At 62.0% G+C, this 14142-nt stretch carries 14 protein-coding genes and 2 pseudogenes; 13 read left to right on the top strand and 3 right to left on the bottom strand.

The features are described from left to right. Positions 1 to 16 precede the first annotated feature (16 nt). The gene (locus AC2FMM_RS08020) at positions 17 to 430 is read left to right on the top strand and encodes a group III truncated hemoglobin (protein ID WP_496796276.1); all 414 of its coding nucleotides are present in this window, start codon (positions 17 to 19) and stop codon (positions 428 to 430) included. Between the two features lie 115 nt (positions 431 to 545). Continuing rightward, complete coding sequence (locus tag AC2FMM_RS08025; protein WP_496796277.1) at positions 546 to 1484, top strand: DMT family transporter; 939 nt, start codon at positions 546 to 548, stop codon at positions 1482 to 1484. 26 nt (positions 1485 to 1510) lie between these two features. Here AC2FMM_RS08025 and AC2FMM_RS08030 read toward each other — a convergent pair whose 3' ends face one another. Further along, positions 1511 to 2227 carry an NYN domain-containing protein gene (locus AC2FMM_RS08030; RefSeq protein WP_496689477.1) on the bottom strand — a complete coding sequence of 239 codons (717 nt, stop codon included), beginning with the start codon at positions 2225 to 2227 and terminating at the stop codon, positions 1511 to 1513. A gap of 89 nt (positions 2228 to 2316) precedes the next feature. Next, positions 2317 to 3429, bottom strand: a complete 1113-nt coding sequence (locus AC2FMM_RS08035) for an S-(hydroxymethyl)glutathione dehydrogenase/class III alcohol dehydrogenase (protein ID WP_496680086.1) — start codon at positions 3427 to 3429, stop codon at positions 2317 to 2319. A gap of 130 nt (positions 3430 to 3559) precedes the next feature. Here AC2FMM_RS08035 and AC2FMM_RS08040 point away from each other — a divergent pair, with 130 nt between their 5' ends. Together AC2FMM_RS08040 and AC2FMM_RS08045 are read left to right on the top strand one after the other, a co-directional pair. Next, the gene (locus tag AC2FMM_RS08040; RefSeq protein ID WP_496689475.1) at positions 3560 to 3847 is read left to right on the top strand and encodes an I78 family peptidase inhibitor; all 288 of its coding nucleotides are present in this window, start codon (positions 3560 to 3562) and stop codon (positions 3845 to 3847) included. A gap of 67 nt (positions 3848 to 3914) precedes the next feature. After that, entirely contained in the window at positions 3915 to 5567 is a 1653-nt protein-coding gene (locus AC2FMM_RS08045; protein ID WP_496796278.1) for a DUF6504 family protein, read from the top strand. Between the two features lie 3 nt (positions 5568 to 5570). Here AC2FMM_RS08045 and AC2FMM_RS08050 read toward each other — a convergent pair whose 3' ends face one another. Further along, positions 5571 to 6296 carry an SDR family NAD(P)-dependent oxidoreductase gene (locus tag AC2FMM_RS08050; RefSeq protein ID WP_496796279.1) on the bottom strand — a complete coding sequence of 242 codons (726 nt, stop codon included), beginning with the start codon at positions 6294 to 6296 and terminating at the stop codon, positions 5571 to 5573. A gap of 239 nt (positions 6297 to 6535) precedes the next feature. Here AC2FMM_RS08050 and AC2FMM_RS08055 point away from each other — a divergent pair, with 239 nt between their 5' ends. The 9 genes and pseudogenes from AC2FMM_RS08055 (at position 6536) to repC (ending at position 14062) form a co-directional block, all read left to right on the top strand. Beyond that, complete coding sequence (locus AC2FMM_RS08055) at positions 6536 to 7870, top strand: NAD(P)/FAD-dependent oxidoreductase (protein ID WP_496680092.1); 1335 nt, start codon at positions 6536 to 6538, stop codon at positions 7868 to 7870. Continuing rightward, positions 7821 to 8357 (top strand): hypothetical protein, encoded by a 537-nt coding sequence (locus AC2FMM_RS08060; protein ID WP_496796280.1) that lies wholly within the window; start codon positions 7821 to 7823, stop codon positions 8355 to 8357. The genes AC2FMM_RS08055 and AC2FMM_RS08060 overlap by 50 nt, the downstream gene beginning before the upstream one ends. Further along, positions 8357 to 9580: an MFS transporter gene (locus AC2FMM_RS08065; protein ID WP_496796281.1), complete on the top strand. Its 1224-nt coding sequence runs from the start codon at positions 8357 to 8359 to the stop codon at positions 9578 to 9580. The genes AC2FMM_RS08060 and AC2FMM_RS08065 overlap by 1 nt, the downstream gene beginning before the upstream one ends. Then, positions 9577 to 10194, top strand: coding sequence for a DUF3833 domain-containing protein (locus AC2FMM_RS08070; protein WP_496796282.1), 618 nt, complete (start codon positions 9577 to 9579; stop codon positions 10192 to 10194). Before AC2FMM_RS08065 ends, AC2FMM_RS08070 begins: the two co-directional genes overlap by 4 nt. An 8-nt stretch (positions 10195 to 10202) precedes the next feature. Further along, positions 10203 to 10724: a DUF3833 family protein gene (locus AC2FMM_RS08075; protein ID WP_170364402.1), complete on the top strand. Its 522-nt coding sequence runs from the start codon at positions 10203 to 10205 to the stop codon at positions 10722 to 10724. A 264-nt stretch (positions 10725 to 10988) separates the two neighbouring features. Continuing rightward, positions 10989 to 11435: pseudogene (locus AC2FMM_RS08080) on the top strand (integrase arm-type DNA-binding domain-containing protein); the annotation flags it as partial. A 153-nt stretch (positions 11436 to 11588) separates the two neighbouring features. Further along, positions 11589 to 11798 (top strand): annotated as a pseudogene (locus tag AC2FMM_RS08085) (plasmid partitioning protein RepA); the annotation flags it as partial. Next, entirely contained in the window at positions 11783 to 12766 is a 984-nt protein-coding gene (gene repB, locus AC2FMM_RS08090) for a plasmid partitioning protein RepB (protein ID WP_496796283.1), read from the top strand. The pseudogene AC2FMM_RS08085 and the gene repB, both read left to right, overlap by 16 nt. Before the next feature lie 240 nt (positions 12767 to 13006). Continuing rightward, positions 13007 to 14062 (top strand): plasmid replication protein RepC, encoded by a 1056-nt coding sequence (gene repC / locus AC2FMM_RS08095; RefSeq protein ID WP_148380009.1) that lies wholly within the window; start codon positions 13007 to 13009, stop codon positions 14060 to 14062. The last annotated feature ends 80 nt before the right edge of the window (positions 14063 to 14142 follow it).

Raw genomic sequence — 14142 nt, forward strand, 5'->3', positions numbered from 1 at the left:
ATTGAAAGCCCCGACCATGTCCCGGCCCGTGCTACCCCCACGTTTTCCCGCCACGCCCGACCAGATCCGGGCGCAGGTCACCGCATTCTACGCCCGCGTCCGGCAGGACGCCCTGCTGGGCCCGATCTTCAACCGTTACGTCACCGACTGGCCCGCACATGAGGACCAGATCGCCGCTTTCTGGCGCAACGCCATCCTGTTCGAGCGCGTCTACAGCGGCAATCCGCAGCGCGTGCATGTCGAGCGTCCGGACGTGAAACCCGAGATGTTCGCCCATTGGCTGGACCTGTTCGAAAAGGTCGCCCACGGCACCCTGCCCCCGGAAACGGCCACTCCTTGGGTGGCGCTGGCCCGCCGTATCAGGGCGGGAATGCAGGCCGGTGTCGCGGCCGCCCGCCAACCGGCCGGGGCACCGCCGATCTTGCGCTGAAAGGCCGGTCCCGCAGGAATGTTAGCGGTAAAGTTTGGGCTATCCGACTCTGCCGATTGGGTTTAATCAGGCCTCAGACACCTACCACTGCATCCAACCGCCCGGGGCCAGCCATATGAGCAAACAGAACTCCACCGTTCAGGGACTTGGCTTTGCCTTTCTCGGTTTTGCCGTCTTTGCCACCCATGACGCGCTGATCAAGACGCTGGGCGGCACTTATTCGGTGCTGCAGATCATCTTTTTCGCCACGCTGTTTTCCTTTGTGCCGATGGCGGTCACGATTCTGGCGGACAAGGCCACTGGAAACTTCCTGCCTCGCCATCCATGGTTGGTCATGCTGCGCTCGGGGCTGATGGTCACGGGTATGTCCTGTGCCTTCTACGCCTTCTCAGTCCTGCCACTGGCCGAAGTCTACTCGCTGCTGTTTTCCTTTCCGCTGATCGTCACCGTCCTGTCGATCCCGATACTGGGCGAGGTCGTGCGCGCCCAACGCTGGGCCGCGGTGGGCGTGGGCCTGATCGGGGTGCTGATCGTCCTGCGCCCCGGCGCGACCGAAATCACCCTGGGCCACATTGCCGCCCTTATGGCGGCTTTCTGCAGCGCGTTCGCATCCGTGCTGGTGCGTAAGATCGGAAACGAGGAACGCTCGGCGGTGCTGATCCTGTATCCGATGCTGCTGGCGATCGTGGTCATGAGCCTGGCCCAACCAGCCGTCTATCAGCCGCCGTCCCTGCTTCATCTGGCCATGATGGCGCTGGTCGGCGTGTTTTCGGTGATCGCCCAGCACCTGATCATTCTGGCCTATCGCGCGGCGCCCGCCGGCGTGGTCGCCCCCAGCCAATACAGCCAGATCATCTGGGCCACGATCTTTGGTATGGTTTTCTTTGGCGAACGCCCAGATGTCTGGGTCGCAGTCGGGGCCAGTATCATCATCGCGTCCGGTGTATTCGTTGTCTGGCGTGAGAGCCGGGCCAATGTATCGCCGAACAAACCGGTTCTGCGCGTGCGTTCGCCGCGTTCCGACACCGGCGCCTCGGCGCGGCCAGGGTCCTAGAGCCGCCACGCGGCTGGGCGGTCGCGTTACCTCTCTTTGCAGCGGATCTTGATATTTCCGTTCTCGCCAGATTCTTCGAATTTTCCGATTCCACGGACCAGATCGCTCAGTCGGTTGAATCCGTAGGTCCGCGTGTCGAAATCCGGGTAATTCATGCTCAGCTGGCGGCCGACCCAGCCCAGGGTGACCCAGCCATCCGGCTCGTCGGATTTGAGCACGACATTGCGGATCAGCTGGTAGGCATGGTTCAGGTCTTTTTTCGACGGAGCCTTCTTGGTCTTTTCACCGCCGGCGCTTTCTTTCTTGATGTTTTCGATCAGAATGAACCGGTTGCAGGCCGCCACGAAAGCCTTCGGGGTCTTGCGCTCACCAATGCCGTAGACCCTCAAACCCTGCTCGCGGATGCGGCTGGCAAGCCGGGTGAAATCACTGTCCGAGGACACCAGCACGAACCCGTCGAAACGGCCCGAATGCAGAATGTCCATCGCGTCTATCACCAAGGCGATGTCTCCGGCGTTCTTGCCGGTTGTGTTGGCGAATTGCTGGTGCGGTACGATGGCGTATTCCGCCAGTTTCTCGGCGCTCCAACCCTGCGGGATACCGCCGGAAAAATCGCCGTAGATCCGGCGCAGGCTCGCCTCTCCCAATGTGGCGACTTCTTCGAAAATTTCGGCGACGTGTTTTGCCGGGACGTTTTCGGCGTCGATCAGAACGGCCAGGCGTTCCGTTGCTTCAGTAGTCAATTTAATCTCTCTATTCAGGTATTTATCAATGCTCTGAAGATAAGAGGCAAAAAGGGCAGTTTAAACCCCGCCCTTGCAATTTCCGATTGTCAGTAGATCACCACAGACCGGATGCTTTCGCCTTTGTGCATCAGGTCGAAGCCGGTGTTGATGTCGTCCAGACCCATGGTGTGGGTGATCATCGGGTCGATCTCGATTTTCCCTTCCATGTACCAGTCAACGATCTTGGGCACGTCCGTTCGGCCACGCGCACCACCAAAAGCGGTGCCGCGCCACGACCGGCCGGTGACCAGCTGGAACGGACGGGTCGAGATCTCGGCCCCCGCAGGCGCCACGCCGATGATGATGGATTCGCCCCAGCCCTTGTGCGCCGATTCCAGCGCCGCGCGCATCACCTGTACGTTGCCGGTGGCATCAAAGGTGTAATCCGCGCCGCCCTTGGTCAGGTTCACCAGATAGGGCACCAGATCGCCCTCGACCTCGGCGGGGTTGACGAAATCGGTCATGCCGAATTTCTCGGCCATCTCGCGCTTGGCGGGGTTCAGGTCGACGCCGACGATCTGGTCGGCCCCGGCGAGACGCAGACCCTGGATCACGTTCAAGCCGATGCCGCCCAGGCCGAACACGATGGCGCGGCTGCCGATTTCCACCTTGGCGGTGTTGATCACCGCGCCGATGCCGGTGGTCACGCCGCAGCCGATATAGCAGATCTTGTCGAACGGCGCGTCCTCGCGCACCTTGGCCAGCGCGATCTCGGGCAGAACCGTATGGTTCGAGAAGGTCGAGCAGCCCATGTAGTGCAGGATCGGATCCCCGTCCAGCGTCGAGAAACGCGAGGTGCCGTCGGGCATCAGGCCCTTGCCCTGCGTCTCGCGGATGGCCTGGCACAGGTTGGTCTTGGGGTGCAGGCAGTATTCACACTCGCGACATTCGGGAGTGTAGAGCGGGATCACGTGATCGCCCGGCTTCAGGCTGGTCACGCCCTCGCCCACCTCAACCACCACGCCGGCGCCTTCATGGCCCAAAATGGCCGGGAACAGCCCCTCGGGGTCGGCCCCCGACAGGGTGAATTCATCGGTGTGGCAGATGCCGGTGGCCTTGATCTCGACCAGAACCTCACCGGCCTTGGGGCCTTCGAGGTTCACCTCCATCACTTCCAAGGGCTTGCCCGCCTGAAGGGCAACGGCGGCACGAGTACGCATGTTGCTATGTCTCCCTGTCAATTTCGCACGACCCTGCGTCAATTGCAGGGTGTTTTCAACTGCGCTTTCATGGCAGGCTCTGCAAGCCATTGATATTTCAGAAACGACATTGCCGAAAAGAGGAGGGCCAATGTACCGCATGATCCCGATCCTGATCCTGCTGACCGCCTGCGCGGAAACCGACCTACCCGAGCCCGCCCCGCTGGAACCCGAAGCCGCGCCGGTGGATCTGGCCTTCTGCAAAGGCGAACCCTTTGCCCAGTCCGTGGGGCAGCCGGTCTCGACCATTCAGGCCAGCCTGCCGGAACGGAGCCGCGTTCTGGGCCCCGATGACATCGCCACGCAGGATTACCGTATCGACCGGCTGAACGTCTATGTGAACGGAGCCGGAGTCATTCAGCGGCTGACCTGCGGATAAGGGCGGACTCGACTCGGCGCATGATTCTCAGATAGGAACAAAGTAAGAACAATCTGATGTCTGCCCGATGCCCAAACGCCGAATACTCTCGTTGTGGTTTCCACGTCTGGGGGCCGAACGGCTGATCCGCGCCGCCCGCGGCCTGCAGTCCGGCCCGCTGGCGGTGGTGGCCGAACAGTCGAACATGCAGGTCATCACCTCGCTGAATACCGAGGCACAGGCCGCCGGGCTGCACGTGGGCCAGCCGGTGCGCGATGCGCATGCCATGTGCGCGGCCCTTGTCACCCGCCCCCGCAACGCCCCGGCCGAGGCTGCTTTTCTGACCGCGCTGCGCCGCTGGGCGGGCAAGTTCAGCCCCTGGGTCGCCGAAGAGGCCCCCGATGGCCTGATCGTCGATCTGTCGGGCTGCGCCCATCTGTTCGGCGGCGAAGAGGCGCTGCTGGACGTGATCGAGACCGACTGCGCCGACATGGGGCTGAGCGTGCAGATGGGTATCGCCGACACGCTGGGCGCAGCCTGGGCGCTGGCGCGCTATGCCGGGCAAGAGGCCACCTCGGACCGCAATGGCGACGCCATTTCCCAAGAGGCCCGCGCCACCCGCGCCCGGGCTGGCAAGCGGCGGCACTGGACCAAGGGCGGCGCCGCGCCGCAGGTGGTGGCCGTGGGCGGCGGGGCCCGGATCGCGCCACCGGGGCAGGCCTATGGCGCGCTCGCCCCCCTGCCCATCGCGGCGCTGCGGCTGGACGACCAGACCGTGGCGCAGCTGAACCGGCTGGGCCTGCGGCGGATCGGCGACCTGTTGGGCCAGCCGCGTGCCAGTTTGGCCCGCCGGTTCGGGCGCGGTCTGGTTCTGCGGCTGGATCAGGCGATGGGCAGCGCGCCCGAGCCGGTCTCGCCCGCGCGGCCCCCGCATCACTTTGCGGTGCGGATGACCCTGCCCAACCCGATCGGCTTGGCCGAGGACGTGATGGCCGCCATCGACCGGATGCTGCCGACCCTGTGCGCGCGGCTGGAGGAAAAGGCGCGCGGGGCGCGGACCCTGCGGCTCGAGGCGCACCGCACCGATCAGGCGGCCGAGATCATCGAGATCGGGCTGGCCCGCCCGAGCCATGACAAACACCGCATTCGCCCTTTGTTAGAGATGAAAATCGATCAGATCGACGCAGGCTATGGCATCGACATGCTGCGCCTTGCGGCGGTGCAGACCGAGCCGGTGCATGCCCGCACCCTGACCGGCCATGCCGAGGCCAGCCGCGCCGTCCGCAACCGGCTGGAGGGGAACACCGCGCTGGACGATCTGATCGGCAAACTGGGCGCGCGTGTGGGGCTCGAGGCGATCACGCGGCAACACCCGGCGGCCTCGCACATCCCCGAGAAAACCGCCCAGACGCTGGCGGCGGCCTGGTCGGAACCGGCGCGCGACTGGCCCGCCCCGCCGCGCCCGCGCCCCCTGCTGATGTGGCGGCCCGAGCCGGTGATGGCCCCCGACCGCCCCGATGTGCCCGCCAATTTCCGCTGGCGCGGGCGCGACTGGCAACTGGCGCAGGCCACCGGCCCGGAACGGATCGCGCCGGAATGGTGGCTGGATGACCCCAACTGGCGCAGCGGCGTGCGCGATTACTGGGTGGTGGTGACCGAGCAGGGCGAGCGGCTATGGCTGTTCTACGGCCATGGCGGCACCATGTCGGCAGGCTGGTTCTGCCAAGGGCGCTTTAGTTAGAGTCTATTTTCCGCGATAGACCAGAAGATCCGGAAGGTAGTCGATCAGCCGGATGACCCACGAGAACGGCGCCGGAAAGTCGGTACGGAAGCGCCGGCGCGCCATTGCGCGCAGCACGCGCTGCGCGGCGTCTTCGGGCTCCATCAGCATCGGCATCTTGAAGCTGTTCTTGTCGGTCAGCCGGGTCTTGATGAACCCCGGATTGACGATGCGCACCGTCACCCCGGTTCCGGCCAAGTCATGCCGCATCGTTTCGGCCAGCGATATCAGCGCCGCCTTGCTGGACCCGTACCCGATCGCCGCAGGCAGTCCGTGATAGCCCGCCAGCGACCCGATCAGGGTAATATCCCCGCGCCCCGCCTGCACCATGGCCGGCACGGTTTCCCCCAGAACCCGCAGCGCGCCTGAATAGTTCACGTCGCTGATGGCCAGCGCGGCTTCGGTCTGCCAGTCCTGCGCGCGCATCGGCTCATAGGCCCCGGCGTTGTAGACCAGACCGTCCACCGGGCCGATCTCGGCGACGGCGCGGCGCACCTGCGCCAGATCGGTCACGTCCAGCGGCACCGCGCGAGCATTGGGCAGCGCGGCGCAGATCTGCTCTAGCCGCTCGGCACTGCGCGCGGACAGCACAAGGTGTGCGCCCTGACCGCCCAAGGCCTCGGCGAGCGCCCTGCCCAGCCCTTCGCTGGCGCCTACGATCCAGTAGGTTTTTCGGTCAAAACTGCTCATGCCGGGCGGTTCGCATATGCCGAAGCGTGAACAGCCGCGGTTTTGGGTTGGGTTGTCTCGATCATAACATTGCTCATTACGCGGACGGGCGGGCCTCGGATCACCAACAACCGCGATTGATGCAATCCTGACGCACTGCCCACCGATCAGCGGGAATCAGGGAAAAACATGGCGCGGATTTGATCCGCTCCGGCCTACCCTGCGTATCCTATTGTAAAATGTCGCATAAAGAGGATGGCATGTTCGACGAAACCCGGGGCGTACGGAAAAAAATCGCAATTGTAGGCGCAGGCATCTCAGGATTATCAGCGGCTTATTACCTGTCAGAAAGTCACGACGTCACCCTATATGAGGCCGAACCCCGTCTGGGCGGACACGCGCGCACTGTGATGGCAGGCCGCAACGGCGACCAACCGGTCGATACCGGGTTCATCGTATTCAACTATGCCACCTATCCCTATCTGACCAAGCTGTTCGGTGAACTGGACGTGCCGGTCATGAAAAGCGAGATGAGCTTTGGCGCCACCATCGACAATGGACGCATCGAATATGGCCTGAACAACCTGCGCACCATCACCGCGCAGAAGCGCAACCTCGTGCGGCCGTCCTATTACAAGATGATCGCCGACATCCTGCGCTTTGGCAAAGAAGCGCCCGAGGCCGCTCGGGATGATGACACTACGATTGGTGAACTGGTTGACCAGATGCGATTGGGCCACTGGTTCCGCAACAACTATCTGATGCCGATGTGCGGCGCGATCTGGTCCACTCCGGTGGAGTTCGTCGATCAGTTCCCGGCGCGGTCGCTGGTGCAGTTCTTCCGCAACCACGCCTTGCTGTCCAGCAAACGCGGCGCCCAGCACCAGTGGTGGACCGTCAAGGGTGGCAGCATCGAATATGTCCGGCGGCTCGAATCCGCGTTGCGCGGCCGGGGTTGCGACATCCGCCTGGGCGCGCCGGTCTCGAGCGTCGAACGCGACGCCTTGGGCGTGACCGTTCAGACGCAGGGACGCTCGGATCAATATGACGAGATCATCCTGGCCACCCATTCCGACCAGTCGCTGGCCATTCTGGGCCAGAACGCCACCGCCGACGAGGCCGCGGCGCTGGGCGCGATCCGGTATCAGCCCAACCGCGCGGTGCTGCATTGCGATCCTAGCCAGATGCCGCGCCGCCGCGCCTGCTGGTCCAGCTGGACCTACCGCTCGCAGGCGGGGAAGGTGGGCGTGACCTACTGGATGAACCGGTTGCAGAACATCCCCGAAAGCGACCCCCTGTTCGTCACCCTGAACCCGTCCACCGACATCGCACCCGACAAGATCTATGACGAGGTGGAATTCGCCCATCCGGTGTTCGACAAGGCCGCGCTGAAGGCGCAGGGCCAGATCCGCGAGATGCAGGGCCGCAATCGGACCTGGTTCGCCGGCGCCTACAACCGGCATGGGTTCCACGAAGACGGAATCGCCAGCGCGATGCATGTGGTCGGGCTGTTGAACGGCGATCCGCAAACCATCGGAGCTGAAAATGCGAGACCTGATCCAAGCGTCGCTGTCCCAGTTACGGCCAGCCCGTAACGCAGCGCTCCTGAGCCTGGTTCTGCTGGCCCCTGCCGGGCTGGCGGCCACGCCCGTCACCAACGTGCTGCCCGATGCCGAACAGCGTGGCACCGCCACCTTCCGGTTCCTTGGTCTGCCGATCTATGATGCGCAGCTGTTTACCAAAGGCGGCGGTCCGCTGAACTGGTCGCAGGATTTCGGGCTGAAGCTGACCTATCGGAAATCGCTGAAGCAAAAGGCGCTGATCGACTCCACGCTGGACGAGATGGCCCGGCAAGGCAACAGCGCCCCGATCGAGGCGCAGCTGAAAACCTGCTATCAGGCGGTCGGTGCCGGTGACAGCTATGTAGCTGTCACCAAAGGCCCCGACGCGATCGAGTTCTGGCGCAACGGGCGCAAGACCTGCACCCTGTCCCATCCGGGGATCAAGCGCAGTTTCATGTCGATCTTCCTGGGCAACAACACCCGGTCCGCCGCCTTTACGCGACAGCTGCGGGGTCAGTGATGCTGTATCCGCGTGTCAGCCTCTATGCGCTGATGCTTGCTGCGGCGGGTATCCCGCTCTACATCCACCTGCCGCGTTTCGCAGCGGTGAACCTCGGGATCGGCCTGGGCGTGATCGGCACGGTTCTGCTGCTGATCCGGCTGGTGGATCTGGTGCAAGACCCGCTGATCGGCTGGGCCATTGACCGCTGGCCCGGCGCACAGATGGGTTTTGCCGTCTTGGCCGCAGGGGGTCTGGCGGTCGGTTTTCCACTGTTGTTCTCACTGCCGCAGGGGGCGAGCGTCGGAGCCCTCGTGGCGATCCTGATCCTGCTGTTTTCCGCCTACAGCCTGGGCACCATTCTGCTTTATGGCCGCAGCGCGACGCTGGCGAAACAGGCCACCCCGCGCGAGTTGATGACCCTCGCCGCCTTTCGTGAAGGCGGGCAACTGGCCGGCGTGGTCCTGGCCGCCAGTGCTCCGGCGCTGTTCGTGGCCCTGGGCGCGGGCGCGCAGGGCTACCCGGCCTTCGGGCTGTTTCTAGGCGGGCTGGCACTGGCCACGATGGTGCTGACATTGCCGATCTGGCGGCGCGCGCCCATCACCGGGCAGGGGCTTTCGTTCGACGGGCTGGGTCAGGCCGGGGCCCTGCGTCTGCTGGCGCTGGCGCTGGTCAACAGCCTGCCGGTTGCGATCACCTCGACCCTGTTCCTGTTCTTCGTCGAGGACCGGCTACAATTGCCGGGCAAGGCCGGGCCACTGCTGATCCTGTTCTTCCTCAGCGCCGGGGCCACAGTGCCGCTCTGGGCGCGGCTCAGCAACCGGATTGGCCCGAAACAGACACTGATCATTGCGATGCCGCTGGCCATTCTGGGCTTTGTCGGCGCGGCCATGCTGGCGCCCGGCAACCTGGTCGGGTTCGCGGTGATCTGCCTGGCGTCGGGGGCGGCGCTGGGGGCGGACATGGTGGTGCTGCCGGCCATGTTCTCGGTGGTGCTGACACGCGCGGGGCTGAATGCCTCGGCCGCATTCGGCATCTGGTCTTTCGCCGGCAAACTGGGGCTGGCTCTGGCCGCATTCTTCACCCTTCCGCTGCTGGAACGCAGCGGCTTTGTGCCCGGTCAGGCGAATTCGGCGCAGGCGTTGGAAACGCTCAACCTCGCCTATGCCGTGCTGCCCTGCATCCTGAAACTCGGCGCGTTCGGAATGGTCCTGACGCTGCCTACAGAGGTACCCGCAAAATGACATTCCTCCTGATTGCCTCACTGGCCGTATTGGCCCTGATCACGGTCAAAGCCCGCCTTCTCAGCTTTCGCTCGCAATCGCCGTCGGACTATGCCGGAACCGGCCCCGATTTCTCGTTGAAGGACAATCTGAACGGGGAAATCCTGTCCGAAGGGCTGATCTATGGCCCGACTGGCAAGATGTCGAACAGCTTCGTGGCGCGGATGATCGGGGAATGGAACGGCAGTTCCGGCACTCTGACCGAGTATTTCACCTATTCGAACGGTAAGCAGATGAACCGAAAATGGTACCTGACCATGGGCGCAGGCAACAGCTTTACCGCAACCGCCGACGACATCGTCGGCGAAGGCCGCGGCGTGATCTCGGGCGCGACGGTCAGGCTGACTTATCGCATCGTTCTGCCCGAAGATGCCGGGGGCCACACCCTGGACGTCACCGACTGGATGTACCTGACCGAGAGCGGCGCGATCATGAACCGCTCGGAGATGCGCAAGTTCGGCCTGAAGGTGGCCGAGCTGGTCGCCACGATGCGCCCCGCCCCGCCAGAAAAGACGGCGCATGTGCCCGGCGCAAACGGTCATGCCCGCACCGCCGACCCGAGGGCCCTGCAATGACCCGTCTCATGAAACGACTGGCCTTCGCTTGCCTGCTGCTGACGGCGGCTTGCGCCTTCAAACCAAAAGTTCCGACCACTTTTCTGTCAGACCGCCAGCTGAACCTCGAAGAGTTCTTTGAGGGCCACACCGTGGCCTATGGGCAGTTCCAGGACGTACTAGGCAACATCCCCCGTCGGTTCACGGTTGACATCAACGGGACATGGGACGGCCAGACGCTGACCTTGGTCGAAGATTTCGTCTATGACGACGGCGCCACTGAACAGCGCATCTGGACCCTGACCAAAACCGGCGAGGATACTTGGACCGGCACCGCGCCCGGCGTTCTGGGCACCGCGTCAGGAACCGAGCGCGGCGATACGTTCAACTGGAAATACCGCATCGACCTGCCGGTGAAAGACGGAACGATGCGCGTCGATTTCGATGACTGGATGTGGCTGCTGGACGATGACCGCCTGCTGAACCGCGCCTACGTGTCGCGCTTTGGCATCCGGCTGGGCGAAGTCGTGCTGTTCTTCGAAAAGAAGTAACCACGCCACGCGGCGTCCTGGTCAGTCTTAGGAAAAAGTGGTGAGCCGTGCAGGATTCGAACCTGCGACCCACTGATTAAAAGAACGGCCAGTGCGATTTCGCCGCATTTCGCCAGATTTCGCCACACTGACAAAAATCACGCAAAAACAAATAATTACATTGACCGTGACTGCGCCCTGACGCCATGACTAACGCCAGAATTCGCCGCCATTTGCTTCCGTATAGCTTCCGGAAGCAGGCCGGAAGCAAGGAGTGTTCTGGATATGTTCAAACTGACCAAGCGTGCCGTCGAAGGGCTTACCGTTTCAGATGAAGAATACTTCGTCTGGGACCGGGACATGCGCGGCTTCGGATTGCGGGTCTATCCTTCCGGCAAGAAGACCTACCTGATCCAGTACCGGGCCGGACGCCGCACCCGACGCATCACCATCGGCCAGCATGGGGTCCTGACCGCCGACGAGGCCCGGACACGGGCCAAGCAGCTTTTGGGCGACGTAGCGCGCGGCTCCGACCCATCCGCCGAGAGACAGGCCAAGCGCCGCGCACCGACCGTGGCGGGGCTCTGCGACCGTTTTCTGGAAGAATATGTCGAGCAGCATTGCAAGCCGACCACCGCCCGCGATTATCACAGCATCATCCGTCGCTTCATCCGGCCCCGGCTTGGCCCGTTGCCCATTGCGGAAGTGACCCGCGCTGATGTGGTTGCGTTTCAGCATGCCTTGCGCGAAACCCCGTATCAGGCCAACCGGGCGGCGGCGATGTTGTCCAAGCTGTTCAACCTGGCCGAAGACTGGGGGTTGCGGCAGCCGGGATCGAACCCGGCCCGCCGCATCAAGAAGTATCGCGAAGAAGAAAAGAAACGCTACCTGCGTTCAATCCTTGCGGGCCAAGTCATGACTGAACCGATGCTGAAGTCGACAGCCATTTCTGACGCCGGCATGACTCAGCAAACCATCTATGAGGTAGACCCGAGCCAGCTCATTCGGAAGACCATTGATCGGGCTTTGACCAGCGTGAACAGCGTTGCCGATGAGCTGGAGCAGACAATCCAAATGGCATGGGGGCGTCGCTGATGGCTCGAAATATCTTCAACCAGCCACCGAAAGACGAAAAAGAGTCGGCAGCCCCCTCCCCTGCCCCGGTCAAATCCTCGAAGCTACCTGGCTCGGTTGGCGGATTGCGGGATTCTCTCCGGGAAATCACGGCCAACTCAATCCGAGATATCGAACCCGACCGGATCGATATGGATGGTCTCCGAGATCGCCTGATCCTGGAAGATAGTAGCATTGAAGATCTCGCCGAAAGCATTCGCAAGCATGGTCAGCAAGTGCCGATCATGGTTCGCCCCTCTGACCAACCGGATCGATACCGCATCATCTACGGGCGTCGCAGGCTTGCAGCCATTCGAAGAGTTGGTGGAACCGTCAAAGCGATCGTTCGAACGCTCGATGATGATGCTTCTCTGATCGCGCAAGGTCAGGAAAACAACCTGCGGCTGGATCCGTCCTTCATTGAAAAATCTATTTTTATCAAAGAGATGCAGGAGGCCGGTTACAAGCCTGGCGTCATTCAGGACGCCCTAGGCCTCACCCGGCAAGGTGTGTCGAACCATCGTGTAGTCATCGAGCAGCTGCCTGACGAACTTGTCCGGCTTATCGGCCCGGCTCATGGCGTAGGTCGACGCCAATGGGGTGATCTTGCTGCACTTTCAGAGAAGGTTCCGCTTGTCGACATTGCGCGTGAGACACTTGCCTCTCTGCCTGACACCACTCCAAGCTCGGACAAGTTTCAAGCCGTCTATGTTGCTTGCTCCAGCAAGGCGCGTGGCGCAGCCGACCAAAGCGCCCGTGGCCAAACGACCGTGGTAAAGGACAATAGTGGTAGCCCTGTCGGCACACTTTCAGTCGATGGCAAGTCGATCGCTATCAAGATCACCCGCAAGGACAACCCGGAATTCGGCCAATGGCTCGAAGAGCGCGCGGAAACCACGCTGCGACAGCTTTTTGAACAATGGCAGAATGAGAGAGGCTCGGGGAGCTGATCCCCGGTCATAACCAAAAACACGAGCAGAGGAGAAAGGCGAAGACCAAAAAGAAAAGAGCCCCCCAAGGTTTCCCCCGGAGAGCCCTCATCATCTGATTAGCACCTGTGATGTAGCAATCTCCGACATACCGGTCAAGAGTCACCGATTCGGTGGACGTCATTTTGTTGCCTTTTCTCGCCAAGAACAGCGAGAAGAGCCGGGGAAGTTGTGGGCCGCAACGGTCGTCGTTCAACAAACATGGCATTCACAAAGCTTTCCGTTCAGACCTTTGGCGTCGGCAAGGGCACCCCCGCCACGTCAACACCTGAAACCGACATCTGGGCAGTCTTCCGCGCGCTCAGAGATACTCGCAGCCTGTTCGGTCTCCGTCCAGGACATGTTCAAACACTCCAAGCGATGCTGAGCTTTCTCAAGCCTGGGCATGGAGACACAGTCTTCGCTTCCAACGACGAGATCTGCCGTCGAGTTGGCGGGATCGATGAACGAACCCTCCGTAGGCACATCGATCGCTTTGTTGAACTCGGTTTCATGAAGCGCCACGACAGCCCAAATCGCAAGAGATACCGAGTGAAGTCCTCCGAAGGTCAGTCCATTAGCTATGGGTTGTCGCTGGCTCCGTTGCTCGCGCGTGCCGGCGAACTACTTGCGACAGCCCAAGCGATGGAAAACGCTCGTCGGGATCGCGTGTTTTTGCGAAAGCAAATCCTAACCAAACTTGCTCAGATCGACGAAGCTGACCCCGAGAACGAACTCACTCATCAGGTACGCCGAGTTCTTCGGAGGAAGCTCTCGATCGCGGAGTATCGTACTTTGCTCGGCGAACTGGAGGCTCAATGCAAACAGATGTCCACCGCGGTGGACGCACCAGAAACAATGAAACTGCCCGCCAATGACGGGCAAACTGTCCGCCACCATTCTAAGTCTAAAAAAGAACAAAAAGATTTAGAAAGGGGAACCAACAGCCAAACACCTCCCCTGCAAACGCTCACAACAGTTTGTGACCAGGCTACATCGTTCGCAACGAACTCACTTAGGAACTGGCACGATGTCGAAAGCCACGCGAGAACGCTCGCTCCAATGATGGGAATCCACGAAAGCACCTTCGAAAAGGCTGCTAAGAAGATAGGCTCTCAAAAAGCATCATGCGCCATCTTCATAATTCTCCAGATGAGCAATCGCATCCGAGACTTTGGAGCGTATTTCCACAGCATCACGCTCGGTCGCAGAGAAACTGACTTCAACCCATCACTGTTGTTGGAGAGGCTTTCTCGTTCTGGGACAGCAACTGCGTGATGTCCACCGCGGTGGACATGTCGAGAGGGAGAGAGGGGTTGTGAAAGGGGTGACGGGAAGTGAGAACGGAAGAGTGGCTT

This window comes from Ruegeria sp. BHSC043, from assembly GCF_059612985.1.